The organism is Actinomadura barringtoniae (assembly GCF_017573505.1).
Taxonomy (GTDB): Bacteria; Actinomycetota; Actinomycetes; order Streptosporangiales; family Streptosporangiaceae; genus Spirillospora; species Spirillospora barringtoniae.
In genome coordinates, this window is the sequence record NZ_JAGEOJ010000005.1 from 323,742 (window position 1) to 346,529 (window position 22,788).

The following is a 22,788-nucleotide window of genomic DNA, read 5'->3' on the forward strand; positions in this document are numbered from 1 at the left end:
AAGGGCCAGCGGGCCGGGCACGGCGCTCCGGCAGGTGGTCTGCGCGGAACGTGGCAGAACATGCTCGAGGCGGTCCCGACCGGGTTCTTCTGGTACACGCGGCTCTCGGGGATATTGTCCCTGCTGGCCTGGGTCTCGTACGGCCTGATCGAGGAGATCCTCGACTTCTGGGCGATGCGCTGGATCAAATTCCTGGCGATCTTTCCCAGCGTGCCGATCGGCCTGATGTGGATCCTGCTGTCGATGGGCGTACGGCGGCGCAAGAAGGCCGCCTGGCGGGTGCTCACGCTGCTGTTCGGCCTGTTCGCCGCCCTCAGCACGCTCGGCATGGTCGCCACGCTCTTCGACCCGGGCGAGCCGACCCCGATCCGGTTGATCATCACCACCGCGCTGTACGTCGCCGTCCTGGCCCTGCTCGTCGCCGCGCGCGGACAGTTCACCACGCTGCCCGACCGGGCCAACCGCCGGATGGCCGCGGCCGTCTTCTCGGTACTGCTGATCACCATCGGCGGCGTCGGCACGCTGCTGGTCCGGCTGACCGACAGCAACCCCGAGAGCCGCCACGGGTTCTGGGACCACCCGCTCTACGTGGTCCTGCAGACCGTCCTCGGCCCGCGCGTCGGCGGCAAGCTGACGACCGTCGACGTGCCGATCTGGGTGGACGGCATCCTGTGGATCCTCGGCACCGGGCTGCTGATCGTCACGGTCTGGGCACTGTTCAAGCCGGGCCGCCGCGACCCGGTCCTGTCCCCCGAGGAAGAGCTCCCGGCGCGGGCCCTGCTGGCCGAGTACGGCGACCAGGACTCGCTGGGCTACTTCGCGTTGCGGCGCGACAAGGACTTCATCACCGCGCCGAACGGTAAGGCCGGAATCGCGTACCGGGTAGAGGGTTCGGTCTCCCTGGCCAGCGGCGACCCGCTGGGCGACCCCGAGTCCTGGGACCAGGCCATCGAGGCCTGGCTGGACGAGTGCCGGGCGCACGCCTGGATCCCCGGCGCGGTCAGCGTGAGCGAGCGCGGCGCGCACATCTACCGGCGGCACGGCTTCGACGCGCTGGAGCTCGGCGACGAGGCGATCATCGACCTCACCGACTTCAACCTCGACGGCCGCGAGATGCGGCAGGTCCGCCAGGCCGTCCGCCGCGTCGAGCGGGCCGGCTACACCGTGCGGATCCGCCGGCACTCGCAGATCCCCGACTGGGAGATGGCCAAGCTGATCCGCAACGCCGACGCCTGGCGCGGCGAGAACACCGAGCGCGGGTTCTCCATGGCGCTCGGCCGCCTCGGCGACCCGACCGACGGCCGCTGCGTGATGCTGGAGGCGTTCGACGCCAACGGCGAGCTGCGCGGCCTGCTCAGCTTCGTGCCGTGGGGCCGCGCGGGCCTGTCGCTTGACCTGATGCGGCGCGACCGTTCGGCGGAGAACGGCCTGAACGAGTTCATGGTCGCCAAACTGGCCGAGAAGGCCGCCGCCGTCGGCGCCCAGCAGCTCTCGCTGAACTTCGCGATGCTGCGCTCGGCGTTCGAGCGCGGCTCGCAGATCGGCGCCGGACCGGTCGCCAAGGGCTACTACCGGATGCTGTCGTTCGCCTCCAAGTTCTGGCAGCTGGAGTCGCTGTACGTCTCCAACTCCAAGTACAACCCCGACTGGTTCCCGCGCTTCATCTGCTACACCCAGAGCCGCGATCTGGTCCGCCTCGGCCTCGCCTACGCCCGCGCCGAGGGCTTCCTGCCGAGCTTCAACCGGCCCAAGCTGGAGCGGGTGGCCAACGCCGCGCCCTCACCCGACCTGGTCGCCCGGATCAAGGAGATCGAGGACGCCGCGGACGCCGCCCGCGCGCCGCAGCGCCGGCTGTCGGAGCAGGAACGGGTCCGGCACGCCAAGCTCGACCAGATCCGCGCCCAGGGCATGGAGCCCTACCCGCTCGGCTTCGAGCGCACCGCCTTCGCCGCCGACATCCGCGAGCGCTTCGCCGGCCTGGAGCCGGGCGCCTGCACGGGCGAGCACGCGGCCATCGCGGGCCGGGTCGTGCTGGCCCGCGAGCACGGCAAGCTGATCTTCGTGACGCTGCGGGACGAGACCGCCGACATCCAGGTCATGCTGACCGCCGACGCGCTCGGCGAGGACTCGCTGAACTCCTGGAAGTCGCTCATCGACCTCGGCGACCAGGTCGGCGTCGCCGGTGAGGTCATCGCGTCCAAGAAGGGCGAGCTGTCGCTGCTGGCCGGCGAGTGGAAGCTCACCGCCAAGTGCCTGCGGCCGCTGCCCAACAAGAGCACGGGCCTGTCCGACCCCGAGGCGCGCGTCCGCCAGCGCTACGTCGACTTCATCGTCAACGACGAGTCCCGCAAGATGCTGCGGATGCGCGGCGACGCGGTCGCGGCCGTACGGGACGGGCTGCGCGACCGCGACTACCTCGAGGTCGAGACGCCGATGCTGCAGCCGATCCACGGCGGCGCGACGGCCAGGCCGTTCACCACCCGCATCAACGCCTACAACATGCAGCTCTACTTGCGGATCGCGCCCGAGCTGTACCTGAAGCGGCTGCTGGTCGGCGGCGTCGGCAAGGTCTTCGAGCTGAACCGCAACTTCCGCAACGAGGGCGTCTCGCAGAAGCACAACCCCGAGTTCACGATGCTGGAGGCCTACGAGCCGTACGGCAACTACGACACCATGGCCGCGCTCACCCGCGACCTGGTCCGCGACGCCGCCCGCGCCTCGCTCGGCACGACCGTCGTGGTGCGCGACGGGGTGGAGTACGACCTGGCCGAGCCGTGGCGCGAGATCACCGTCTACGGCTCGGTGTCGGAGGCGCTCGGCGAGGACGTCACCCCGGACACGCCGGTCGCCGCCGTGCGGAGGTTCGCCGAGAAGGCCGGCCTGAACGCGGCGCCCGAATGGGGCCAGGGCAAGATCGTCCAGGAGCTGTTCGAGGCCCTGGTCGAAGAGGAGCTGATGGCGCCGACGTTCGTCCGCGACTACCCCGCCGAGACCTCGCCGCTCACCAGGCCGCACCGCAAGGACCCGCGGCTGGCCGAGAAGTGGGACCTCATCGTCTTCGGCATGGAGCTCGGCACCGCCTACTCCGAGCTGATCGACCCCGTGCTGCAGCGGCAGCGGCTCACCGAGCAGTCGCTGCAGGCCGCGGGCGGCGACCCCGAGGCGATGGAACTGGACGAGGACTTCCTGCGCGCCCTGGAGTACGCCATGCCCCCGGCGGGCGGCATGGGCATGGGCATCGACCGGCTGCTCATCACCCTCACCGGCCGCAGCATTCGCGAGACGATCCCGTTCCCCCTGGTCCGCCCCGGCTACTGACCCTCGCGGACGAGTGCCGCCTCAAGCTCGCGCGGGGCCGCCAGAGCTCGCGGGCTCGCCTTGAGCTTGTGGGCTCTCCTAGAGCTTGTGGGCTCTCCTGGAGCTTGTGGGCTCTTCTAGAGCTCGTGTGGGGCGGAACGGTAGCCGCGCGCGGCCAGCCAGGCGCGGGCGCGGCCACGGGAGGCCTCTTCGGAGTACGGGACGCCCCTCGGCTCGGGCGTGAAGACGAGCCAGCGGTGCGGGTCGTACTCCTGGCTCCGGGCGTCGAACGCGGGGGCGCCGTCCAGCTCGTCGATCGAGAGGACCTCGCCGCGCAGCAGGTCGAGAACGTGCGGCCCGCTGCCCGCGCGGCCGTCGAGCGCGCCCGCGAGATCGCCGAGCGGGACCGGGGCCCGGCGCAGGCCGGTCGAACGCCTGCCCAGGGCCACCGCGAGCTCGGTTGCCAGTTCCTTGTCCCCGGGTTGGCCGCGTTCGGCCAGCTCGCGCAGACAGTCCTCGGCGAGCCGCCCGGCCTCCGGAACGCCCGCCTCGACCGCCACGGCCAGCACGTCGCCCGCGTACTGCAACACCGGTCCCAGCGGCCTGACCTGCAACAGCGCGACGCCCGTCGCGCCGAGACCCCGGTTCGCCGCGCCGCGCAGGGTCGCGAGCGCCTCCTCGTCCCAGCCGATCACGCGTTTCATTGTGTCGATGGTCCTCAGAAATTTCTCGGGCATCGCTGAAACTTTGGGCCACTGCCGGACATTGTCTCTATGTCGTATCTGAGTCGGCGAATGCCGGTCGGACGTTCCGCGCAAAGAAAGCGGGAACGGGACCCAGCTCGCCACTGCGACGTACTCCCCGATCATGCCCGTGCCCCTCCACGGGCGTCGTTCGCGTGCTCGCGCGAACGCTGGAAAACGGAGGACTGTCATCAGCAACAGACGTTTTCGCCTAGGACGTCCGATTGCCATCACGACCGCGGCCGTTTCACTGCTCGCCATGGGCGCCGCACCCGCGGCGCTGGCCGCCACCAAACCCCCGAAACCCAAGCCGACGCTGAGCCTGCTCGCCGCCACCTCCGCGGTGACGCTGGACAAGTACAAGGACGGCGGTGACCGGGTCGGCCTCGACCTGGGCATCCATGTCGGCGCCCCGAACGCGCCCTTCGAGATGCGCGTTCACCGCAAGTCCTACCAGGACCCGATCGTCGCGGAGCAGATCGTCCGGCAGGGCGGCAAGACCCGTACCAAGACCCTCCCGAAGGGCCTGGTGAAGAGCTTCTCGGGGTTCACCAGGTTCCTGCACGTGACGGTCACCGACGCCAAGGGCAAGAAGGTCGCCGACCTCTACCAGAACGTCTGCCCGTCCAGCGAGCAGGCCAGGATCCGGCCGGGTGCACCGAGCACCTCGCCCTATCCCACGTCCTGCTCCGACAACCCGTGGACGCGCGGCTCGGTGTGGGGCATCCAGCGCGGCTGGGCGAGCAAGGTCTCCGGGTGGAACGCTCCCCAGGTCAAGCTGGCCGACGGCAAGTACACCGCGACGGTCGGCGTCACCGCGCCCTACCAGAAGGCCTTCGGGCTCACCGCCGCCACCAAGAAGATCGCCGTCACGGTGCGGACCGTGGACGACGGGCACGGCAGGCCGATGTCGGGGAAGGCGGCTCTCAAGGCCGGGCCGAAGCCGAAGGGTAACGGCAGCGTTCCGAAGGGCCCCAAGCCCGACCTGGCCGCCCTGCCCGCGTGGGGCATCCAGCTGAACCACGGCGAGGACGACATGCCTCCCGGCCCCCCGCCGACCAACCCGCCCGCCCCCGGACCCAAGCGCGACTACCTCGCGTTCAGCGCCACCGTCTGGAACGCCGGGCCGTCCCCGCTCGTCGTGGACGGATTCCGCGTCAAGCCGGGACTGATGGACGCCTACCAGTACTTCTTCGACGGCCATGGCAAGCAGGTCGGCTACGCCAAGACCGGCGGCATGGAATGGGACCCGCGCGAGGGCCACATGCACTGGCACTTCAAGGACTTCGCCAGCTACCGGCTGCTCGGCAAGGACAAGAAGGAAATCGTCCGCAGCCAGAAGGAGGCGTTCTGCCTCGCCAATACCGACGCCATCAACCAGCTGGTGAAGAACGCCAACTGGAATCCCGACAACACAGACCTGCACACCGCCTGCGGCGACCTGTCCTCGCTGTCGGTACGCGAGGTCCTGGACGTCGGCTCCGGTGACACCTACGCCCAGTTCCGTCCCGGCCAGTCGTTCGACGTGACCGACCTGAAGAACGGGACGTACTTCATCCAGGTCATCGCCAACCCGAGCCACCGGCTCTTCGAGGGGACCGCCAAGAACAACATGTCGCTGCGCAAGGTGACCCTGGGCGGCACGCCGGGCCACCGCACGGTGAAGGTCGCGCCGGTCGGCCTGGTCAACGCGCCCTAAGCGGTCCCTGAGGCCTCGGACGGTTCGGAGGCCTCGAACGGTTCGGACGGTTCGGAGGGCTCGCGGAAGGTCTCGACGGCGTAGTGCAGGCGCGCGCTCACCAGCAGCGTCTCGTCGTCGGGGCAGCCGAGGATCTCTCCGGCCCTCTCGACCAGCTGCTCGTCGGACAGGCCGGGCTCGCCCGCGTCGATCCGCCCGATGAGCTCGACCAGCTGGGGCCGCTTGTACGCGACGATCGACCGCCCTCGTTCGATCGTGAGGGCGGGCGGCGGGTCGCCCTGTTCCGGGGCGGCCCGCTGCGGCGCGACGAGCTGCGGCGCGACGAGCTGCGGCTCAGGCTCGGCTGCGACGGCGACCGAGGCGGCCCTCTCCGGCGCGGGTCGTTCTCCCGGGGCGAAGCGGGCGCGGAGGGTCTCGAAGAGCGGGGCGGTCGGCGTGACCGCGCCGTCCAGCACGTCCGCGATGAGGTCGATGGTCCCCTCGGGATGCGGCAGTTCGGGGCCGCCCTCGCCGACGAGGATGACCCGGGGTGCCAGCCACAGCAGGAACAGCGCCTCGGCACCGGCGCCGTGCTCGCCGTCGACGATGACCACGTCGAACGAGTCGGGCACCGCCGGGAGCAGTTCGGGGACGTGCCACAGCGGAGCGATCCAAGCGGGTGCCTCGGAACGGGACAGGCACGCCTCCCATGCCTCCGCCGTGCTCAGTTCGGCGCTCACCTCGGCCTGGCGTTCCTCTGCCTCGGTCAGTGCCTCGCGCAGCCGGTCCTCGGCCGGGGATCCCGGCAGCTCAGCGAGCCGTACGGACGCGTGCGCCCAGGCCCACGCCTCGTCCCAGTGCTCGGGAACGGTCCCTCCGATGAGCGCCTCGGCCAGCTCTGGGTGCACGGCGCGCACCCTGTCCAGCAGCGCCTCGCAGCGCATCTGCAGCCCCCGCTCGTGCCGCGCCTCCAGCAGCGCGGTGAGCGAGCGCGCGTAGCCGTCGGCGTCGCGCGAGTCGATCGCGACGAGGGCGGACAGCAGTTCGGGCGGCTGGCCCTTGTGGTCGGTGCTGATCGAGTCGCGCAGTGCGTTCAGGTCGGCGCTCGCCCGGTTGACGCTGAGCTCGGACAGCGCGCTCTGCAGCCCGACGACGTAGCCGTGCCACTGCAGCGGATGGGTGATCGGGATGCCCAGGCCCGCCAGGTGCCCGGCCGACTCCTCGATCGCGGGCAGCACCTCGCGGATGCGGGCCAGCCGCAGATGGGCCCGGCGGAACGCGGCGACGCGCTGGTCCAGCGGCCCGTCCTCGAACGGCATCCCGGCGGCCTCCCAGACGTACTCCAGCTCCTGGAGCGACATCCGGACCATCAGCACCGAGAAGACGGCGTCCAGCAGCTCGGGCGTGGTCGGCGGCCTGCCGTCGACGCGCGCGCCGGTCAGCAGCGGCTCGGCCTGGCGTTGCGCGACCGAACGGAGCGGGCCGCGCTTCAGCGTGCCGCCCTCGGACAGGTGGTTGCGCAGGTCCTGCGCGGCGCTCGCCAGCCGCCGCAGGTGCAGCTCGCCGGGCGGCAGCTGAACGCGACGTCCCCCGAGGGAGGCGAGTGCGTGCTCGGCCCATTCGGCCTGGGGCGCCATCTCCGCGACGCGGGCCCAGATCGTCGGGCGCCGGCCCGCGAGCGCGTCGCTGAACGCGCGCGCGGCATGATCGGTGGGGTCCCACTCGCTCGGGTGGCCGTCCAGGCCGAGGTCGTGCAGCGCGGCGTCCACGGCACGCGCGGCGGCCTCAAGACGGGCCAGCAACGCGACGTCGAGGTCGCGCAACCGCCGCGACAGATCGGTCTGCGAGCGGGCGGCCCGTTCGACCTCCGCCGCCTCCGCCTCGATCAGCGACCGCACGTAGGGCGCGCTCGGCAGCGACCCGGGATCGACGTCGCGCTGCCAGGTGCGGGCCCGCCGCCCCGGCGTCTCCTCGTCGATCAGCGCGACCAGCTCTGCGACCTCGGACGCGGTGAGCGGCGGATCCGCGGGCATGCCCGTCCGCGGCGTCAGCCACGGATGGCTCTCGGACCGCAGCCTGCGGGTCAGCTCCGCGCGCGTCCCCCGGTAGCCGGGGCCAAGGTCGCAGGCGTCGGTCGCCTCGGTCAGCGCGAGCCGCGCGTCCAGCTCCGACACCTCGCGGTCGGCGGCGTTCTTGCGTTCGGCGAGCTCCTCGACGTACCGGCGGTGGCCGGCCGGGTCGTGCTCGAAGGCGCGGGCGCGCATCCGGTCGACGACCGAGGACTCCTCGGTGAGCGCGCACAGCCCGGCGACGTCCCCGGGCAGCGCGGCCAGGATGCGTTCGGCCTCGGGCGTGGTCACCAGCACCCGGCGCCCGCGCGCCAGCAGCCCGGCGAGCAGGTCGGCGATGGTCTGCGGCGAACGCTCGGCGACCTGCATGAGGCGGGCCGAACGTTCCGGCTCGATCAGGCGGCCGAGACCGCCCGGGACATCATGCATCCGGGCGAGCTGCGCGAGAAGGTCCTCGTAGTGGTCGGCGAGCGCCGCCCGGCCCGGTGGCCGTACGACGAGGGCGGGCGCGAGCCGCAGCTGCGGTACGCCCGGCGAGGCCTGCGCCGGGGTCCAGTCCTCGCGGAACGCGGCGCCGAACTCGGTGAAGGCGATCGAGCACCACTTGCGGAGCACGTCCGACACCGAGGCCCGCAACGCGAAGCCCTGGCCGGCGCGTACGGCGTCCCAGACCCAGTCGGTGCGGGCGGGACGGAACCCGCCGAGCCCGCCGAGCAGGTCCCGGTCGCGCAGCGAGGTGTGCCCGGCGAGGACGACGTCGACCCGTTCGGTCCGTTCGTCCACGACGATGCGGACCGGGGTGGTCAGCAGGTGGTCGTGCACGCCCTCGCCGTCGGGCGGCTGCCAGGTCAGCAGGCCGGTCGCGAGCACGACCTCGGCCCCGGCCAGGTCCCGCAGCGTCCGGTACCAGTGCCGCAGGCCGATCCAGCCGTCGAACTCCTCCAGCACGGTCGGCGGCGACAGCGGGATGACCGGGATGCTGAACAGCACCTCGCCGGGCCCCGCGTCGGTCTCCAGATAGACCTCGGCGGGCAGTTCGGCGAGCCAGCAGACCTGCTCGTAGGCCCCGAGGTCGCGCGCCGGCTCGCGGCGCGCGCCGGCCAGATCCCGCAGGAACCCCAGCAGCCGCGCCGCGGTGGCGTGCACGTCCGCTCCGGGCGCCGGGGCCTGGTCCAGCACGGTCGATTCCTCCCGCCCCTAGCGAAGTCCGTGCACTGATCTAACACTGCCGTTGGCACGGCGCCAAGGGACGGGAGGTGACGAGGGGCGGGCGAAGATGATCTATGGAGGTCAGGGGCCGCGGGCCGAGTGTCAGTAGCCGCGGGCCATGTGGCGGTCCTCGCTCGGGAGCATGACCCACAGCACCAGGTAGACCACGAACTGCGGACCGGGCAGCAGGCAGGACAGCAGGGCAAGGATGCGGACGGTCCAGGCGCTCATGCCGAACCGCCGGGCGAGGCCGGCGCAGACGCCACCGATCATGCGTCCGTTGCGCGGACGGTAAAGGCCGTTCATATCGTTCGTCTCCCCGTTCAGGTCGATCCGTATGTACCCGCGATCTGCGGTTACGTGTTCCACGGTACGAACCGGAGCCCCGGGTACGGATCAGCCGAACGGGCGGTCTTGCGCCCATACTCGCGAATTAGGGGATGCCCCTTAGGGGGTGCTCAGGGGGTGTCCAGGGGCTGGGCATTATGGGCGGCGACCAGCGCCGGAAGGTCGATCAGGTCGTCCAGGACGAAGCGGCACCGCGACAGGGCCTCGTCGTCCTGCTGGATGTGCCCCCACGGGCCGCGCCGCAACAGCGCCATCTGCATGCCGTACGCCAGCCCCGGCCGGATGTCGTTGTCGATCCGGTCCCCCACGTACAGGACGTGCTCGGGCAGGACGTCCGCGAGCTGCGCACACCGTTCGAAGAACTCCATGGACGGCTTGCTGATGCCCCAGACGTCGGAGATCCCGACGACGTCGGCGTCCAGCCGCAGCGCGGCGATCTGCTCGGCCGCCTCGACCGGCTGGTTGCCCGCGACGCCGACGTACAGCCCCAGGTCGCGCAGCCCGGACAGGCAGGCGCGGGCGTCCGGGTAGAGGTCGTCGGCGCCGAAGCCGTTCGGCACCCCGGCGGCGGCCCGCTTCTTCTCCTCCTTGGCCAGGTCGAACCCGGGCCGGAAGTACTCGAAGAGGTCCATGTGCGTGCCGCCGGTCACCAGGATCGCGCCCAGCTTGGTGAGAAAGGTGTGCCGCGGAACGCCGAGCCAGTCGGCCCAGCGGCCGTAGATCTCCCCCTCGTTGATGAGGGTCTCGCCGATGTCGAAGAAGACGGCCTCGATCTTCACGCCGCTCCCGACAGGTCGACCGACTCGCCGGGCTTCAGGCGGCGGAAGTCCTTGCCCGCCTCCTTGGCCGCGTTGCCCACGTGCGTCTCCATGATGCCGAGGCCGAAGTCGTTCAGGAGGCCGTCGTGGATCACGAAGGCCCGTTCGGGCGCCACCTCGCGCACGTAGGTGTACATCTCGGGGACCTTCATCCACGGCGCGTTGCCCGGCAGGCACAGCGTCGGGACCCGCGCCTCCGGAACGGTCAGGGCGTCGCCCGGGTGGAAGACCTCGCCGTCCACCAGGAAGCCGGTGTTGGGGATCGGCGGGATGTCGGGGTGCAGGATCTCGTGGTCCTCGCCGTAGACGTGGACGTCGAAGCCGGCGGCGGTCACCGCGTCGCCGTGCCCCACCTGGTGAACGCGGGATCCCAGGTCGGCGAGGCTCTCGGCGACCACCCGGGACGTCCACACCTCCAGCAGCGCGTCCTCCGCCATGGCCTTGCGGAGCGCGTCGGGCTGGAAATGGTCGGGGTGCTCATGGGTGATCAGCACCGCGTCCGCGCCCACCAAGGCCTCGGCCGCCGCGCTGAACGCGCCCGGGTCGATGACCAGGGTCCGATCGTCCTTCTGGAGCCGTACGCAGGAGTGTCCGAGCTTGGTGAGACGCATGTGGCCGATTTTTCCACGGCGCGCACTCATGCCGAAATGGCGGGGGGCCATAACAAAAGCGAGCGCTTGACCGGGTGTTCACCCCTTGGTAGAACACGTTTCACTTTCTGCTTTTCGAGGCGGCCCCGGCTCGGAGGAGTGCGCATGCCCGTTCCCGACCAACGAGACCCCGAGGTCACCCGCGCCGTTCTCACCACCTGGCTGGACCGGCACCTGCCCGGCGTCCGCATCCCCATGATCGAGACCCCCAAGACCAGCGGCTTCTCCAGCGAGACGCTGATCTTCGACGCGGAGCACGAGGGCGAGCACGAGGCGCTCGTCGCCCGCGTCGCCCCCGCCCACTACCAGATCTTCCCCGAACCCAGGTTCGAGGAGCAGTACCGCCTGATGCGGACTCTGGACGAGCACACCGACATTCCCGTCCCCCCGATCCGCTGGTACGAGCCGTCACCCGACCTGCTCGGCGCGCCCTTCTTCGTGATGGGCCGCATCGACGGCGACGTCCCCACCGACATGCCCCCGTACCACCAGGACGGCTGGGTCACCCAGGTCCCCGACCAGGAACGAACCGAGATGTGGTGGCGCCCCCTGGAGATCCTGGCGCGCCTGCACAAACTCGACGTCGAAGCCCTCGGCCTGGGCTTCCTCGACCAACCGGCCTGGGGCGCCACCGGCCTCGACCAGCGCCTCAACTATTACGAGCACTACCTGCACTGGGCCTACCCGGGCCCGCAGGAGATCGCGCTCAAGGCCCTGGACTGGCTCAAGGCCAACAAGATCGACGAGCCCGACCCGCCCCGCCTTCTGTGGGGCGACGCCCGCATCGGCAACATCATCTTCCAGAAGGGCGAGCCCCGCGCCGTCCTCGACTGGGAGACCGCCATGCTCGGCGCCCCCGAGGAGGACCTGGCCTGGTACATGTTCCTCGACCGCCACCACTCCGAGGGCATCGGCGTCCCGCGCCTCTCGGGCTTCCCCTCCTACGAGGACACCATCGCCCGCTACGAGGAACTGCTCGGCCGGCCCCTCCGCGACATGGCCTATTACGAGATCCTCTCCGGCTTCAAGTTCTCGGTCATCATGGCGCGCATCGGCCAGGCGATGATCGACTTCGAGTGGATCGAGCCCGACAACGACTTCCCCTACAACAACAACTGCACCCAGCTCCTGTCGCGCATCCTCGGAGGAGACCAGTGACGCTCTCGCCGCTCGACGACTACCCGATCCATCAGGCGCCGGAGGTCATGCGGCATCCCGCGACGTCGGACCGGAACTTCTACGACCGCTACTACTTCAACGTGCACGGGTGCTCGGACGAGCTGATGATGCTGATCGGGGTCGGGCAGTACCCGAACCTGGGCGTCACCGACGCGTTCGCGGTGGTGCGGCGCGGCCCGATCCACAAGGTGGTGCGGGCCTCGCGCGAGCTGGGCGCGGACCGGATGGACACCAACGTGGGGCCGTTCCACGTCGAGGTGATCGAGGGCCTGAAGAAGCTGCGGGTGACGCTGGACGAGAGCGAGCACGGGCTGACGTTCGACCTCACGTGGGAGGGCGCGATCCCCGCGCAGCTGGAGCCGCGGCACTACCTGCGGTGGCAGGAACGGCTGATGTTCAACTCGCAGCGGCTCGCGCAGACCGGCTACTGGACGGGCTGGATCGAGATCGACGGCGAGCGGATCGAGGTCACGCCGGACCGCTGGTGGGGCTCGCGGGACCGCTCGTGGGGCATCCGGCCGGTGGGCGAGCCCGAGCCGCCCGGCATCCAGGTCAAGAACGCGGGAACGTTCTACTGGCTGTACGCGCCGATCCAGTTCGCGGACCACTCGATCCTGTGCATCATGCAGGAGGACGAGAAGGGGCGCCGGGTGCTGGAGGAGGCCATCCGGGTCTGGCCCGACGAGTCGCGGGAGCCGGAGTTCCTCGGCCGCCCCGAATATCACCCGGTCTACGTGGAGGGGACGCGCGACGTCTCGACCGCGACGATCGCGTTCAGCCCGCCGGGCGGCAAGCCGTTCGAGGTCCGCGCCACCCCGCTCGTGCCGCTGCACCTGATGGTCGGCACCGGCTACGGCCTGGAGCCCGACTGGAAGCACGGCATGTACCAGGGGCCCGACCTGAAGGTGCAGGGCGTCACCTACGACGCGCGCAAGGAAGAGGACGCGGCGCGGATGTGGGGCATGGTCGACGCGGCGGCGCGCTACGAGTACCTGGACGGCGCCGCGCCCACGGGCGTCGACACCGGCTATGGGCTGTTCGAGTACTGGGCGCTCGGACCCCACCCGAGCTTCGACGGGGGCTGAGTCAGCGAACGGCGAGGACGAAGGCGAGGATCGCCAGGCCGAAGGCCACGGTGGTGAGGATCCCGAAGGCGGCGATCACCACGCAGGCCAGCCCCTTGGGCTGGTCGCGCCACGTGCCGTAGTGATCGCGCACCTGCTGGTCCAGCTCCTCCCGTGACGGCCGGTCGGTGTCGGGCGGCTGGTCGTCCCCGGCATCGGTCACGGGACCAGTTTCGCAGCACGGAGCCGCGGTGCGCTGGGCACCACCACGAATCCAGCGCACCGCGGCCCACGTTTCTCTGGCGGAGCGGCCACTAGCGGATGCGGCCGCTACACGTCGAGTCGTCTCGGCGCCGCGATCAGGTGGCGGCGGGCTGGCCGCCTTCGGCGATGGTGAACGCCACGTCGCCCTGCTGGTCGACCTCGGCGTCCAGGGTCTTGTCGTCGAGCAGCGTGGCGACGTTCGATTCGAGGTAGACGCGGGCGCCCTCCTCCTCGACGATCTGGTCACCGGCCTCGGGGGACGACGCGACCGACAGGCGCAGCGCGTCGGAGCCGTCGTTCCCCGGCTCGATACGGATACCGGTCTCCGGCGGCAGTTCCGGGTTGGCGGTGACGGTACGGATCACCTGGACAGCGCCGCTGGTGAGGGTGAGCACGATCAGCTCCTCCGATGGGTTTCTCGATGTCAGAGCTCGGACCTGCCCCACCCTCCCCGGGAATCACGCATGTAAACATCGACTACAGAACGTTCCAGGCAAGCACCGGCCGTCCCGGGTCAACGCGAGGTAAAGATCACGAGGTGGGGGCGAGGGCGCGGACCGCGTCCAGCGGGGACAGGCCGCCGCCCGGAACGATCGCCAGCACCGGCGTGGTCAGCCCGTTGTCCACGTACTCGCGCACGCGGGCGACGCAGTCCTCGGGCGAGCCGTGCACGATGAGATCGTCGACGACCTCGTCCGGGATGACCTCCAGCGCCTTCTTGCGGTCGCCGGCCGCCCACGCGTCGTTCATCGGCTTGAGGGCCTCGCCGCGGCCGAGCCACTCGTGGAAGGCCCGGTAGACCGGGACGGTCATGTACGCGGCGATCATCCAGCGGCCGATCGCGCGCGCCTCGGCGGCGTCGCCCGTCGGGCAGACGAACAGCCGCGCGATCAGCTCGGGGTCCTCGCCGAGCTCGCCGCGCACGGTACGGACGTCGTGCGGCGCCAGCCAGTTGGTGATCGCGCCGTCGGCCTCGCGCGCCGCCAGCCGCAGCATGCCGGGCCGCAGCGCCGCGAGCACGATCGGGGGCGGGGTCTCGGGCGCCTTCTCCAGCTTGAAGCCCTTGACGGTGAAGGTGTCGTACTCCTGCTTGACCTTCTCGCCGGTGAGCGCGGTCCGCAGGAAGCGCAGGGTGTCGCGTACGCGCTTGTAGGGCTCCTCGAACGGGATGCCGTTCCAGCGTTCGACGATGGTGTCGGAGGAGGTGCCGATGCCCATCACGAACCGGCCGGGGGCCAGGTCGGCCAGCGTCGCGGTCTGCTGGGCGAGCAGGCCCGGGCCGCGCGTGTAGACCGGCACGATCGCAGGGCCGAGGCGCAGGCTCGGCGCCCACTGCGAGGCGAGGGCCAGCGGGGTGAACGCGTCGGTGCCGTTGGTCTCGGCCGACCACGCGTCGGTGTAGCCCAGGTCGGGCAGCTCGGAGATGATCTGCTGGTGCTCGGCCAGCGGAACGCCGGTCAGCGGAATGGTCAGACCCCAGCGGGACATGCGCGCTCTCCTCTTCCTCTTCTGGCTGATGCGGTCAGGCGATGGAGGGACGGATGACGGCGCCGCCGTCGACGACCATGGTCTGCCCGGTCATCCACGAGGCGGTGTCGCCGGCCAGGAAGACGGCGGCGTTGGCGATGTCCTCGGGCTCGCCGATGCGGCCGAGCGGCATGTACTTGCTGATCTGCTCCTCGTTGTTCTCCCACAGGGCGCGGGCGAGGGCGGTCTTCACCAGGCCGGGCGCGATGCAGTTGACCCGCGCCTTCGGCGCGAGCTCCATCGCGAACTGCCGGGTGATGTGGATGACGGCGGCCTTGGTGGCGTTGTAGTAGCCGATGCCGTGCTCGGTGACCAGGCCGCCGACCGAGGCGATGTTGATGATCGAGCCGCCGCGCTCCCGCATGGACTTCTTCCAGGCCAGCTGGGTCCACTGGACGACCGCGAACTGGTTGACCTGCACGGTCTTCTCGGCTGCGGCGGGTTCGATGTCGACCATGGAGCCGAAGTGCGGGCTGGTGCCGGCGTTGTTGATCAGTACGTCCACGCCGCCGAACTCGGCGATCGCGGCGTCGAAGCACGCGGCGGCCTGCTCGGCGTCGCCCACGTGCGCGGCCTTGGCGAGCACGCCGACCTCGGGGTGGGCGGCGCGGAGCTCCGCGGCGACCTCGTCCAGCGCCTCCTGCTTGCGCGAGGACAGCACGACGTTGGCCCCCTCGGCGGCCAGGCCGGCGGCGATCGCCTTGCCGATGCCCCGCGAGCCGCCCGTGATCAAGGCGGTCTTGCCCTGCAGTCCAGTCCGCATTCCCACTCCTCCGCTGTCCGAGATCGCGCCATCAGAATCCGGCTCGGTTTCACTGTATCGAAGTGACTGACGAGTCAGTTATCTCGCTCCCGACATTGCGACCGGCCGACGACGAACCGCCGGAAGGCCTCCACCGCGGGCGGTCTGGTCCGTACGGACACCCAGGTCAGCCCGATCGTGCGGACCGCGCCGCGGTCGGCCAGCGCCACATGGTGAACGCCCGGGACCTCGTCGGCATGATCACCGTGGAGCGGTGCCACCAGCGCGACGCCCAGCCCCGCCGCGACCAGCCCCCGCACGGTCTGCAGCTCCTCCCCCTCGAACGCGATCCGCGGCCGGAACCCGGCCTCGGCCGCCAGCCGCTCCAGGATCGCCCGCAGCCCGCCGCCCTGCCGGATCCCGATGAACGTCTCGTCCGCCAGCTCGTTCACCCTCACCCGCTTCCGCCGCGCCAGCCGGTGGTCGGCGGGCACCGCCAGCTGAAGCCGCTCGGTCACCAGCGGCGCCCACTCCAGCTCGGGGCCCTGCGGGCGCGGGCTGGAGATCGCCAGATCCGCCCGGCCGCTCCGGACGGCCGTCTCGATCAGATCGTTCCCGCCCTGGATCAGCCGGAACGTCACCCGCGGATGGTCGCGCCGGAACGCCCCGAGCAGCTCGGGGACCAGCCCGGCGCCCTGGGTGTGCAGGAACGCCAGCGCGACCTCGCCGCTCTCGGGGTCGGTGGCCTGCGCGAGCGCGCGGCGGGCGGACTCCTCCTCGGCGACCAGGCGGTGGGCGTGCTCGACGAACACCTCGCCGTACCGGCTCAGCCGCACGCCGCGCCCCTCCCGATCGAACAGCGGCACGTCCAGCTCGGCCTCCAGCCGGGCGATCGCGCGCGACAGCCCGGGCTGTGAGATGCGCAGTTCCTCGGCGGCGTTGGTCACATGCCCGAGCTCGGCCACCGCCAGGAACCAGCGCACGGTCTCCAGATCCATGGCTTTCATGCTAGTCACGCATCAGTTTGAGAAAAGAGATTCATTGGACGCATGAGGTGTGGTGGATCGAACCTGGACGTCATGGTCGCCCTCACCCCCGCCCCCGCCCCCGCCACCGAGGCCGAACGCCACCGGCTCGGCTCCCCCGGACTCCGCCGCGTCAACCTCGCGCTCTTCGCCGCCGGGCTGACCACGTTCATCTCGCTCTACTGCGCGCAGGCGCTGCTTCCCGAACTGTCGGGCGACCTCAGCGTCTCGCCGTCGCAGGCCAGCCTGCTGGTCTCGCTGGCCACCGGCGCGCTGGCGCTGGCGATCATCCCGGTGAGCTCGCTGTCGGAACGGTACGGGCGGACCCGCGTGATGCTGGTGTCCTCGTTCGCGTCGGTCGCGGTCGGGCTGCTGCTGCCGCTGTGCCCCACGTTCACCGCGCTGGCGGTCGTCCGGGCCGCGCAGGGCGTGGCGCTGGCCGGGGTGCCGGCGGTCGCGATGGCCTACCTGGCCGAGGAGGTGCACCCCTCGTCGCTGGGCGGCGCGATGGGGCGGTACGTGGCGGGGACGGCGATCGGCGGCGTGCTCGGGCGGGTCATTCCGGCGCTGGTGACCGACGTGGCGGGCTGGCGGTGGGCGTTCGCGGCGACGGGCCTGGTCACGCTCGGGTTCACGGTCCTGTTCTGGGCGCTGCTGCCGCCGTCGCGGTTCTTCGCGCCGGGCCGGGCCGACCACCGGGCGCTGCGCACGCACCTGCGCGAGCCTGGGCTGCGGCGGCTCTACCTGACGGCGCTGGTATTGATGGGCGGCTTCGTGACCGTCTTCAACTTCCTACCGTTCCGGCTGCTGGAGGCGCCGTTCAGCCTGCCGCAGGGCGTGGTCGGGCTGATCGCGGTGACCAACCTGGCGGGATCGTTCTCCTCCGCGCGGGCCGGGATGCTGGCCGACCGGTTCGGGCGGCGGCCGGTGCTGCTCGGCGCGGTCCTGCTGGCGGCGACCGGGCTGGCGCTGATGTTCCCGGCGTCGCTGCCGCTGGTGGCCGCCGGGCTGCTGATGTTCACGTGCGGCTTCATGGCGGCGCACGCGGTGGCCAGCGGCTGGGTCGGGGCGCTCGCCTCCTCCGGCCGCGCCCAGGCCTCGGCGCTCTACCTCTTCTCCTACTACATGGGCAGCAGCGTCGGCGGTTCTATGGGCGGCGTCGCCTACGACCGGACGCACTGGGCCGGTACGGGGCTCTATGTGCTCGCGCTGCTGGCGGTCGCGGTGGTGGCCGCCCTTGATTTGAACGGTCGCTTGGTTGGTAAGCTACGCGGGTGAGCACTCCACGTCGGCCCGCCATCGAGGGCTGGTTCAGGACCGATGACGGCGGGACCCGGCTGCTCGGGACCCGCTGCTCGTCCTGCGGCACCCCTTACTTCCCCCGCAACGAACTGGCCTGCCGCAACCCCGGCTGCACCGGCCCCAAGGATGGCTCGGAGCTGCAGGAGTACGCGTTCTCCAGCCGCGGCACGGTCTGGTCGTACGCCGACGCGCGCTACCAGCCGCCCCCGCCCTACGTCTCCCCCGAACCGTTCGTGCCGTACGCCATCGCGGCGGTGGAGCTGACCGAGGAGCGCATCGTCGTGCTCGGCCAGGCCACGGTCGGCGTCGAGGACCTCGAGGTCGGCATGCCGGTCGAGCTCACCGAGGACACGCTCTACGAGGACGACGAGGCGACCTACACGGTGTGGAAGTGGAGGCCGGTGCAGTGACCGACGACATCGCCGTCCTGGGTGCGGGCATGCACCCGTGGGGCAAGTGGGGCCGCAACTTCGTGGAGTACGGCCTGGCGGCGGCGCGCGCCGCGCTGGCCGACGCGGGCCTGTCCTGGCCGGACGTCCAGTACGTCGCGGGCGCCGACACGATCCGCAACGGCTACCCGGGCTTCATCGCGGGCGCGACGTTCGCCCAGGCGCTCGGCTGGTCGGGCGCCCGCGTCTCCAGCTCGTACGCCGCCTGCGCGTCCGGCGCCCAGGCGATCGGCAACGCCCGCGCGCAGATCCTCGCCGGGCTGTGCGACGTCGCGCTGGTGGTGGGCGCCGACGCCGCGCCCAAGGGGTTCTTCAAGCCGGTCGGCGGCGATCGCCCCGACGACCCGGACTGGCTGCGGTTCCGCCTGCTCGGCGCCACCAACCCGATCTACTTCGCGCTCGCCGCGCGCCGCCGGATGGCGCTGCACGGCGCGACCCTCGACGACTTCGCGGCCGTCAAGGTCAAGAACGCCCGGCACGGCCTGTCCAACCCGAACGCGCGCTACCGCAAGGAGGTCACGGCCGAGGACGTCCGCGAGTCGGCCGTCGTCGCCGACCCGCTGCGGCTGCTGGACATCTGCGCGACCAGCGACGGCGGCGCGGCCATCGTGCTGACCTCGATGGACTTCGCCCGCCGGCACGGCGTCACCGACCCGGTGCGCATCCCGGCGCTGTCCACGGTCACGCCGACGTTCCCCAAGACCGTGATCGACCTGCCCGACTTCGCCACCGACTCGGCGATGACCGTTCCGCCGCCCGACGTGCCGTTCCGTTCGGCGCTGCCGCAGGCGGCGTACGAGGAGGCCGGGATCGGGCCCGAGGACCTGTCGGTGGCCGAGGTCTACGACCTGTCGACCGCGCTCGAACTGGACTGGTACGAGGACATCGGCCTGTGCGAGGTCGGCGGCGCCGAGGACCTGCTCCGCTCGGGCGCGACCGCGATCGGGGGCCGCATCCCGGTCAACCCGTCGGGCGGGCTGGCCTGCTTCGGCGAGGCCATCCCGGCGCAGGCGATCGCGCAGGTCTGCGAACTCACCTGGCAGCTGCGCGGCCAGGCCGAGGGCCGTCAGGTCGAGAACGCCCGTACCGGCATCGCCGTCAACCAGGGCCTGTTCGGCCACGGCTCGGCGATCATCACCGTCCGCTAGCGACCTTCAAGGCCCACGCCACGAGCGGCACCTGCACGGGCAGGCGCGCGTACACCCCTGCCTTGAGCGGCAGCGGCTTGTCGCGCCAGTCCCGTGCCATCTTCACGTTCGCCGGGAAGACCGCGACGAACAGGGCGGCGGTAGCGAGCGCGCCCTTGCGGCGTGTCTTCGGGTTGGCGACCAGGGCGGCGCACGCCAGCTCGGCCACGCCGCTCAGGTAGGTCCACGTGCGCGCCTTGCCGGGCAGCTGCTCGGGAACGATCGCGTCATAGGGCTTGGGCAGCACGAAGTGCGTGACGCCCGCAGATGCCATGAGCACGGCCAGGTTCCGGGCCGCCCGGGACGATTCCGTCATGCGCAGAGTCTGCCATATGAGACCGAAGGTCTAATAGAGCGCCCGACGTGGCGGACCTCACCACCGGGCGCGGTATCGATCCGGGTCATGCGGACGTAAATTTAGACTGACCAGTCAGTCTAAAAATGAGGTCGGAACATGACTGCGGTACGGGTGGAGACCCAGGGGCTCTCGCTGCGCGGGGCCCGCGGATGGGTCTTCCACGACGTCGTGCTGAAGGTGCCCGCGGGCGGCCTGGCGGCGGTGAGCGGCATCGCCGGCTCCGGTCGCACCGCCCTGCTCCTCACCCTGGGCGGCCGGATGAGACCCACCGAGGGCGAGGCGAGCGTCGGCGGGCTGTGGCTCGCCCGCGACCTGCGCGCCGTGCAGCGGGTCGCCGCCCTCGGCGTGGTCGCCGGGGTGAACGAGCTGGAGCCCACGCTGTCGGCGCGCGAGCACCTGAGCGAGGCGCTCGACCTGCGCGAGGGGTTCTTCGGCCGGTGGCGCGGACGCGACGCGCGCATCCGCCGGGCCCTCGAACGCGTCGGCCTCGACATCGACCCGAAGACGCTCGCCCAGGACCTGGCCCCCGACGAAACACAGCTGCTCGGCGCCGCGATCGCCCTGGTCGGCGAGCCCGGGCTGCTCCTGCTGGACGACGTCGACGAGGGCCTGCCCGCCGACATGCAGCGCGCCCTGTGGCAGCGGCTGCACGCCATAGCCGAGTCCGGCGTGACCCTCGTCGCGACCTGCCACGACCCCGCCCCCGCCGAAGATCTCGCCCAGATCGTCCGGCTTCCCGTCGCTGCGAAGGTGACCTCCCGATGAGACTCCCCGCTCTGCACTCAGGCGGGTTGGAGCTGCGCCGCTTCTCCCGCAACCGGCTGACCCGCATCGCGGTGGCAGGCCTCGTGCTGCTGCCGCTGCTGTACGCGGGGCTGTACCTGTGGTCGTTCTGGGACCCGTACGCCCGCCTCCAGCACGTGCCCGTCGCGCTCGTCGTCGACGACCACCCCGCCAAGGCCGGCGGCAGGACCGTTCACGCGGGCGCCGACCTCGCCGACGAGCTGAAGAAGCGCAAGGTCTTCGACTGGAAGACCGTGGACGAGAGCACCGCCGAGGACGGCGTGCGGTCCGGCCGCTACTACATGGCGCTCACGATCCCGTCCGACTTCAGTTCGCACATCGCCTCCCCCAGCGGCTCGGGCTCTCCCACGACGGCGGCGCTGAAGCTGCGGATGAACGACGCCAACAACTACGTCGTCGGCACGCTCGCGCAGGCGGCCTTCAAGGAGGTCAGCACCGCCGCGGGCAGCAAGGCGACGAACGGCTACTTCGACCAGATCTTCGTCTCGTTCGGCAAGCTGCACGGCGAGCTCGGCAAGGCCGCCGACGGTGCGGGGAAGCTCGCGGGCGGCGCGGGCGAGCTCGCCGACGGCAGCGGCAAGGCGCACGACGGCGCGGGCAAGCTGGCGAACGGCCTGGGCCAGGCGCACAGCGCGGGCAAGCAGCTCACGTCCGGCCTTGGAACGCTCCATGACGGCACCGGCCAGCTCTCCGACGGGAGCCGCCAGGTCGCCGACGGCATGCAGCGCCTCACCACCGTGGTCGACCAGGCGAGCGACACCGTCGTCCCGCTCCTGCGCGAGCACGCGCCGGAGATCCGTTCCGCCGCGCTGATCGTCGCCGAGGGCGCCGACAAGCTCGCGGGCGCCGCCAACGAACTGCCCGCCCGCTCCCACGATGCCCTCCGCCAGGCGCGCACCGCGCAGGCCGACCTCGACCGCTACCTGGCCGCACACCCCGAGGTGCCGTCGAACGTGCGGCACGAGCTGACCCGGGCCGCCGCGCAGGTCGTCGACATCGCACGCCAGGTCGACACGTTCATCCAGGCGCACACCGCCGACCTCAAGAAGCTCGCCGCCGACGCCCACAAGGCCGAGACCATCGCCCGCAAGGTCGCCGCCGACGCGCCCCGCCTGGCGGGCAAGGTCGAGGCCGCCCGCCGCGACGTCGACCGCCTGAACGGCGGCGCCCGGCAGGTCGCCACCGGCGCCTCCCGCATCGACGCGGGCACCGGCCAGGCCCTCGCCGGAACGGCCAAGCTGACCGGCGGCCTCGGGCAGCTCTCGGACGGAGCCGTCACCCTCGACACCGCACTCGCGCAGATCTCGACCGGCAGCCAGAAGCTCGCCGACGGCAATGGACAACTCGCGAGCGGCCTGAAGAAGGGCACACGTGAGGTCCCCTCGTACGGCGACCAGGAGCGCGCTGACCGCGCCGACATGATGAGCAGCCCGGTCAAGCTGGCCAGCGCCACCGACAACAAGGCGCCCAACTACGGCACCGGGTTCGCGCCCTTCTTCGTGCCGCTGGCGCTGTGGGTCGGCGGGATGGTCATCTACATGCTGCTGCGGCCGCTCAGCCCGCGCGCGCTCGCGAGCACGGCCCCCGCCTGGCGCGTCGCGCTCGCGGGCTGGCTTCCCGCCGCGGCGATCGGTGTGGCCCAGGTAGGCGTCGTCCTGGCCGTCCTGCACTTCGCCCTCGGACTGCAAGCCGCGCACTGGCTCGGCCTGATCGCGTTCCTGTCCCTCGCCTCGGCCGCGTTCCTGGCCGTCATCCAGTGGGTGAACGCCCGCTTCGGACCGGTCGGCCGCATCATCGCGCTGGCGCTCCTCATGCTCCAGCTGACCTCGGCCGCGGGCACCTACCCGATCGAGACGAGCCCCGGCTTCTTCCAGTCGATCCAGCCGTTCCTGCCGATGCCCTGGGTCGTCACCGCCGTACGGCACCTGATCAGCGGCGGGACGATGACGCCGGTGTGGCAAGGTGGTGCCGTCCTGGCGGCGTTCCTGATCGGTGGGCTGGCGCTCACCGCGCTCGCCGCCCGCAAGAACCGCGTGTGGACGGTCAAGCGTCTGCACCCCGCACTGAAACTCTGA

General features: G+C 71.3%; 20 protein-coding genes. 9 read left to right on the forward strand and 11 right to left on the reverse strand.

Annotation, left to right across the window (positions count from 1 at the left end):
* Window positions 1-60: 60 nt before the first annotated feature.
* Entirely contained in the window at window positions 61-3,318 is a 3,258-nt protein-coding gene (lysX, locus tag J4573_RS14330) for a bifunctional lysylphosphatidylglycerol synthetase/lysine--tRNA ligase LysX (RefSeq protein WP_208256138.1), read from the forward strand.
* A 116-nt stretch (window positions 3,319-3,434) separates the two neighbouring features.
* On the opposite strand, the gene J4573_RS14335 is transcribed toward lysX, so the two are convergent.
* Window positions 3,435-4,001 carry a hypothetical protein gene (locus J4573_RS14335; RefSeq protein ID WP_208255920.1) on the reverse strand — a complete coding sequence of 189 codons (567 nt, stop codon included), beginning with the start codon at window positions 3,999-4,001 and terminating at the stop codon, window positions 3,435-3,437.
* Between the two features lie 298 nt (window positions 4,002-4,299).
* Here J4573_RS14335 and J4573_RS14340 point away from each other — a divergent pair, with 298 nt between their 5' ends.
* Complete coding sequence (locus tag J4573_RS14340) at window positions 4,300-5,739, forward strand: lysyl oxidase family protein (protein WP_208255921.1); 1,440 nt, start codon at window positions 4,300-4,302, stop codon at window positions 5,737-5,739.
* Here J4573_RS14340 and J4573_RS14345 read toward each other — a convergent pair.
* The 4 genes from J4573_RS14345 to J4573_RS14360 form a co-directional block, all read right to left on the reverse strand.
* Window positions 5,736-8,966: a DEAD/DEAH box helicase family protein gene (locus J4573_RS14345; protein ID WP_208255922.1), complete on the reverse strand. Its 3,231-nt coding sequence runs from the start codon at window positions 8,964-8,966 to the stop codon at window positions 5,736-5,738. The genes J4573_RS14340 and J4573_RS14345 overlap by 4 nt on opposite strands.
* A 132-nt stretch (window positions 8,967-9,098) precedes the next feature.
* Window positions 9,099-9,302, reverse strand: coding sequence for a PspC domain-containing protein (locus J4573_RS14350; protein WP_208255923.1), 204 nt, complete (start codon window positions 9,300-9,302; stop codon window positions 9,099-9,101).
* Window positions 9,303-9,454: 152 nt separating this feature from the next.
* Window positions 9,455-10,123 carry an HAD family hydrolase gene (locus J4573_RS14355; RefSeq protein WP_208255924.1) on the reverse strand — a complete coding sequence of 223 codons (669 nt, stop codon included), beginning with the start codon at window positions 10,121-10,123 and terminating at the stop codon, window positions 9,455-9,457.
* A complete protein-coding gene (locus tag J4573_RS14360; RefSeq protein WP_208255925.1) occupies window positions 10,120-10,773 on the reverse strand; it encodes an MBL fold metallo-hydrolase in 654 nt (217 codons plus the stop codon). Before J4573_RS14360 ends, J4573_RS14355 begins: the two co-directional genes overlap by 4 nt.
* 144 nt (window positions 10,774-10,917) lie before the next feature.
* Here J4573_RS14360 and J4573_RS14365 point away from each other — a divergent pair, with 144 nt between their 5' ends.
* Window positions 10,918-11,970 carry a phosphotransferase family protein gene (locus tag J4573_RS14365; protein WP_208255926.1) on the forward strand — a complete coding sequence of 351 codons (1,053 nt, stop codon included), beginning with the start codon at window positions 10,918-10,920 and terminating at the stop codon, window positions 11,968-11,970.
* Complete coding sequence (locus tag J4573_RS14370) at window positions 11,967-13,076, forward strand: Rv3169 family protein (RefSeq protein ID WP_208255927.1); 1,110 nt, start codon at window positions 11,967-11,969, stop codon at window positions 13,074-13,076. Before J4573_RS14365 ends, J4573_RS14370 begins: the two co-directional genes overlap by 4 nt.
* 1 nt (window position 13,077) lies before the next feature.
* Here the strand turns inward: J4573_RS14370 and J4573_RS14375 are convergent, their stop codons facing one another.
* The 5 genes from J4573_RS14375 to J4573_RS14395 form a co-directional block, all read right to left on the reverse strand.
* On the reverse strand, window positions 13,078-13,278 hold the full coding sequence (locus tag J4573_RS14375; RefSeq protein ID WP_208255928.1) for a hypothetical protein: 201 nt from the start codon (window positions 13,276-13,278) through the stop codon (window positions 13,078-13,080).
* Between the two features lie 136 nt (window positions 13,279-13,414).
* Window positions 13,415-13,714: a Fe-S cluster assembly protein HesB gene (locus J4573_RS14380; protein WP_208255929.1), complete on the reverse strand. Its 300-nt coding sequence runs from the start codon at window positions 13,712-13,714 to the stop codon at window positions 13,415-13,417.
* A gap of 136 nt (window positions 13,715-13,850) precedes the next feature.
* On the reverse strand, window positions 13,851-14,807 hold the full coding sequence (locus tag J4573_RS14385; protein WP_208255930.1) for an LLM class F420-dependent oxidoreductase: 957 nt from the start codon (window positions 14,805-14,807) through the stop codon (window positions 13,851-13,853).
* 34 nt (window positions 14,808-14,841) lie between these two features.
* Entirely contained in the window at window positions 14,842-15,609 is a 768-nt protein-coding gene (locus J4573_RS14390) for an SDR family oxidoreductase (RefSeq protein ID WP_208255931.1), read from the reverse strand.
* Window positions 15,610-15,683: 74 nt separating this feature from the next.
* On the reverse strand, window positions 15,684-16,586 hold the full coding sequence (locus tag J4573_RS14395; protein WP_208255932.1) for a LysR family transcriptional regulator: 903 nt from the start codon (window positions 16,584-16,586) through the stop codon (window positions 15,684-15,686).
* Window positions 16,587-16,667: 81 nt separating this feature from the next.
* Between J4573_RS14395 and J4573_RS14400 the strand changes: the two genes are divergently transcribed.
* Genes J4573_RS14400 through J4573_RS14410 form a run of 3 tightly spaced genes read left to right on the forward strand, consistent with a single transcriptional unit; the run spans window position 16,668 to window position 19,512 of the window.
* On the forward strand, window positions 16,668-17,891 hold the full coding sequence (locus J4573_RS14400) for an MFS transporter (RefSeq protein WP_208255933.1): 1,224 nt from the start codon (window positions 16,668-16,670) through the stop codon (window positions 17,889-17,891).
* Window positions 17,888-18,325, forward strand: coding sequence for a Zn-ribbon domain-containing OB-fold protein (locus J4573_RS14405; RefSeq protein ID WP_208255934.1), 438 nt, complete (start codon window positions 17,888-17,890; stop codon window positions 18,323-18,325). The genes J4573_RS14400 and J4573_RS14405 overlap by 4 nt, the downstream gene beginning before the upstream one ends.
* Before the next feature lie 29 nt (window positions 18,326-18,354).
* Window positions 18,355-19,512 carry a lipid-transfer protein gene (locus J4573_RS14410; protein ID WP_243773051.1) on the forward strand — a complete coding sequence of 386 codons (1,158 nt, stop codon included), beginning with the start codon at window positions 18,355-18,357 and terminating at the stop codon, window positions 19,510-19,512.
* Here the strand turns inward: J4573_RS14410 and J4573_RS14415 are convergent.
* A complete protein-coding gene (locus tag J4573_RS14415; RefSeq protein ID WP_208255936.1) occupies window positions 19,499-19,867 on the reverse strand; it encodes a DoxX family protein in 369 nt (122 codons plus the stop codon). The two genes, J4573_RS14410 and J4573_RS14415, sit on opposite strands and share 14 nt — an antisense overlap.
* A gap of 138 nt (window positions 19,868-20,005) precedes the next feature.
* Here J4573_RS14415 and J4573_RS14420 point away from each other — a divergent pair, with 138 nt between their 5' ends.
* Together J4573_RS14420 and J4573_RS14425 are read left to right on the forward strand one after the other, a co-directional pair.
* A complete protein-coding gene (locus J4573_RS14420) occupies window positions 20,006-20,674 on the forward strand; it encodes an ABC transporter ATP-binding protein (protein ID WP_243772964.1) in 669 nt (222 codons plus the stop codon).
* A complete protein-coding gene (locus J4573_RS14425) occupies window positions 20,671-22,788 on the forward strand; it encodes a YhgE/Pip domain-containing protein (RefSeq protein ID WP_208255937.1) in 2,118 nt (705 codons plus the stop codon). Before J4573_RS14420 ends, J4573_RS14425 begins: the two co-directional genes overlap by 4 nt.

What these genes read in the sequence shown, in the direction of transcription:
- lysX (WP_208256138.1), top strand. Translation starts at nt 61, where the DNA reads ATGCTCGAGGCGGTCCCGACCGGGTTCTTCTGGTACACGCGGCTCTCG.
- J4573_RS14335 (WP_208255920.1), bottom strand. Translation starts at nt 4,001, where the DNA reads ATGAAACGCGTGATCGGCTGGGACGAGGAGGCGCTCGCGACCCTGCGC.
- J4573_RS14340 (WP_208255921.1), top strand. Translation starts at nt 4,300, where the DNA reads ATGGGCGCCGCACCCGCGGCGCTGGCCGCCACCAAACCCCCGAAACCC.
- J4573_RS14350 (WP_208255923.1), bottom strand. Translation starts at nt 9,302, where the DNA reads ATGAACGGCCTTTACCGTCCGCGCAACGGACGCATGATCGGTGGCGTC.
- J4573_RS14360 (WP_208255925.1), bottom strand. Translation starts at nt 10,773, where the DNA reads ATGCGTCTCACCAAGCTCGGACACTCCTGCGTACGGCTCCAGAAGGAC.
- J4573_RS14365 (WP_208255926.1), top strand. Translation starts at nt 10,918, where the DNA reads ATGCCCGTTCCCGACCAACGAGACCCCGAGGTCACCCGCGCCGTTCTC.
- J4573_RS14385 (WP_208255930.1), bottom strand. Translation starts at nt 14,807, where the DNA reads ATGTCCCGCTGGGGTCTGACCATTCCGCTGACCGGCGTTCCGCTGGCC.
- J4573_RS14390 (WP_208255931.1), bottom strand. Translation starts at nt 15,609, where the DNA reads ATGCGGACTGGACTGCAGGGCAAGACCGCCTTGATCACGGGCGGCTCG.
- J4573_RS14395 (WP_208255932.1), bottom strand. Translation starts at nt 16,586, where the DNA reads ATGGATCTGGAGACCGTGCGCTGGTTCCTGGCGGTGGCCGAGCTCGGG.
- J4573_RS14400 (WP_208255933.1), top strand. Translation starts at nt 16,668, where the DNA reads ATGGTCGCCCTCACCCCCGCCCCCGCCCCCGCCACCGAGGCCGAACGC.
- J4573_RS14410 (WP_243773051.1), top strand. Translation starts at nt 18,355, where the DNA reads ATGCACCCGTGGGGCAAGTGGGGCCGCAACTTCGTGGAGTACGGCCTG.
- J4573_RS14415 (WP_208255936.1), bottom strand. Translation starts at nt 19,867, where the DNA reads ATGACGGAATCGTCCCGGGCGGCCCGGAACCTGGCCGTGCTCATGGCA.
- J4573_RS14420 (WP_243772964.1), top strand. Translation starts at nt 20,006, where the DNA reads ATGACTGCGGTACGGGTGGAGACCCAGGGGCTCTCGCTGCGCGGGGCC.
- J4573_RS14425 (WP_208255937.1), top strand. Translation starts at nt 20,671, where the DNA reads ATGAGACTCCCCGCTCTGCACTCAGGCGGGTTGGAGCTGCGCCGCTTC.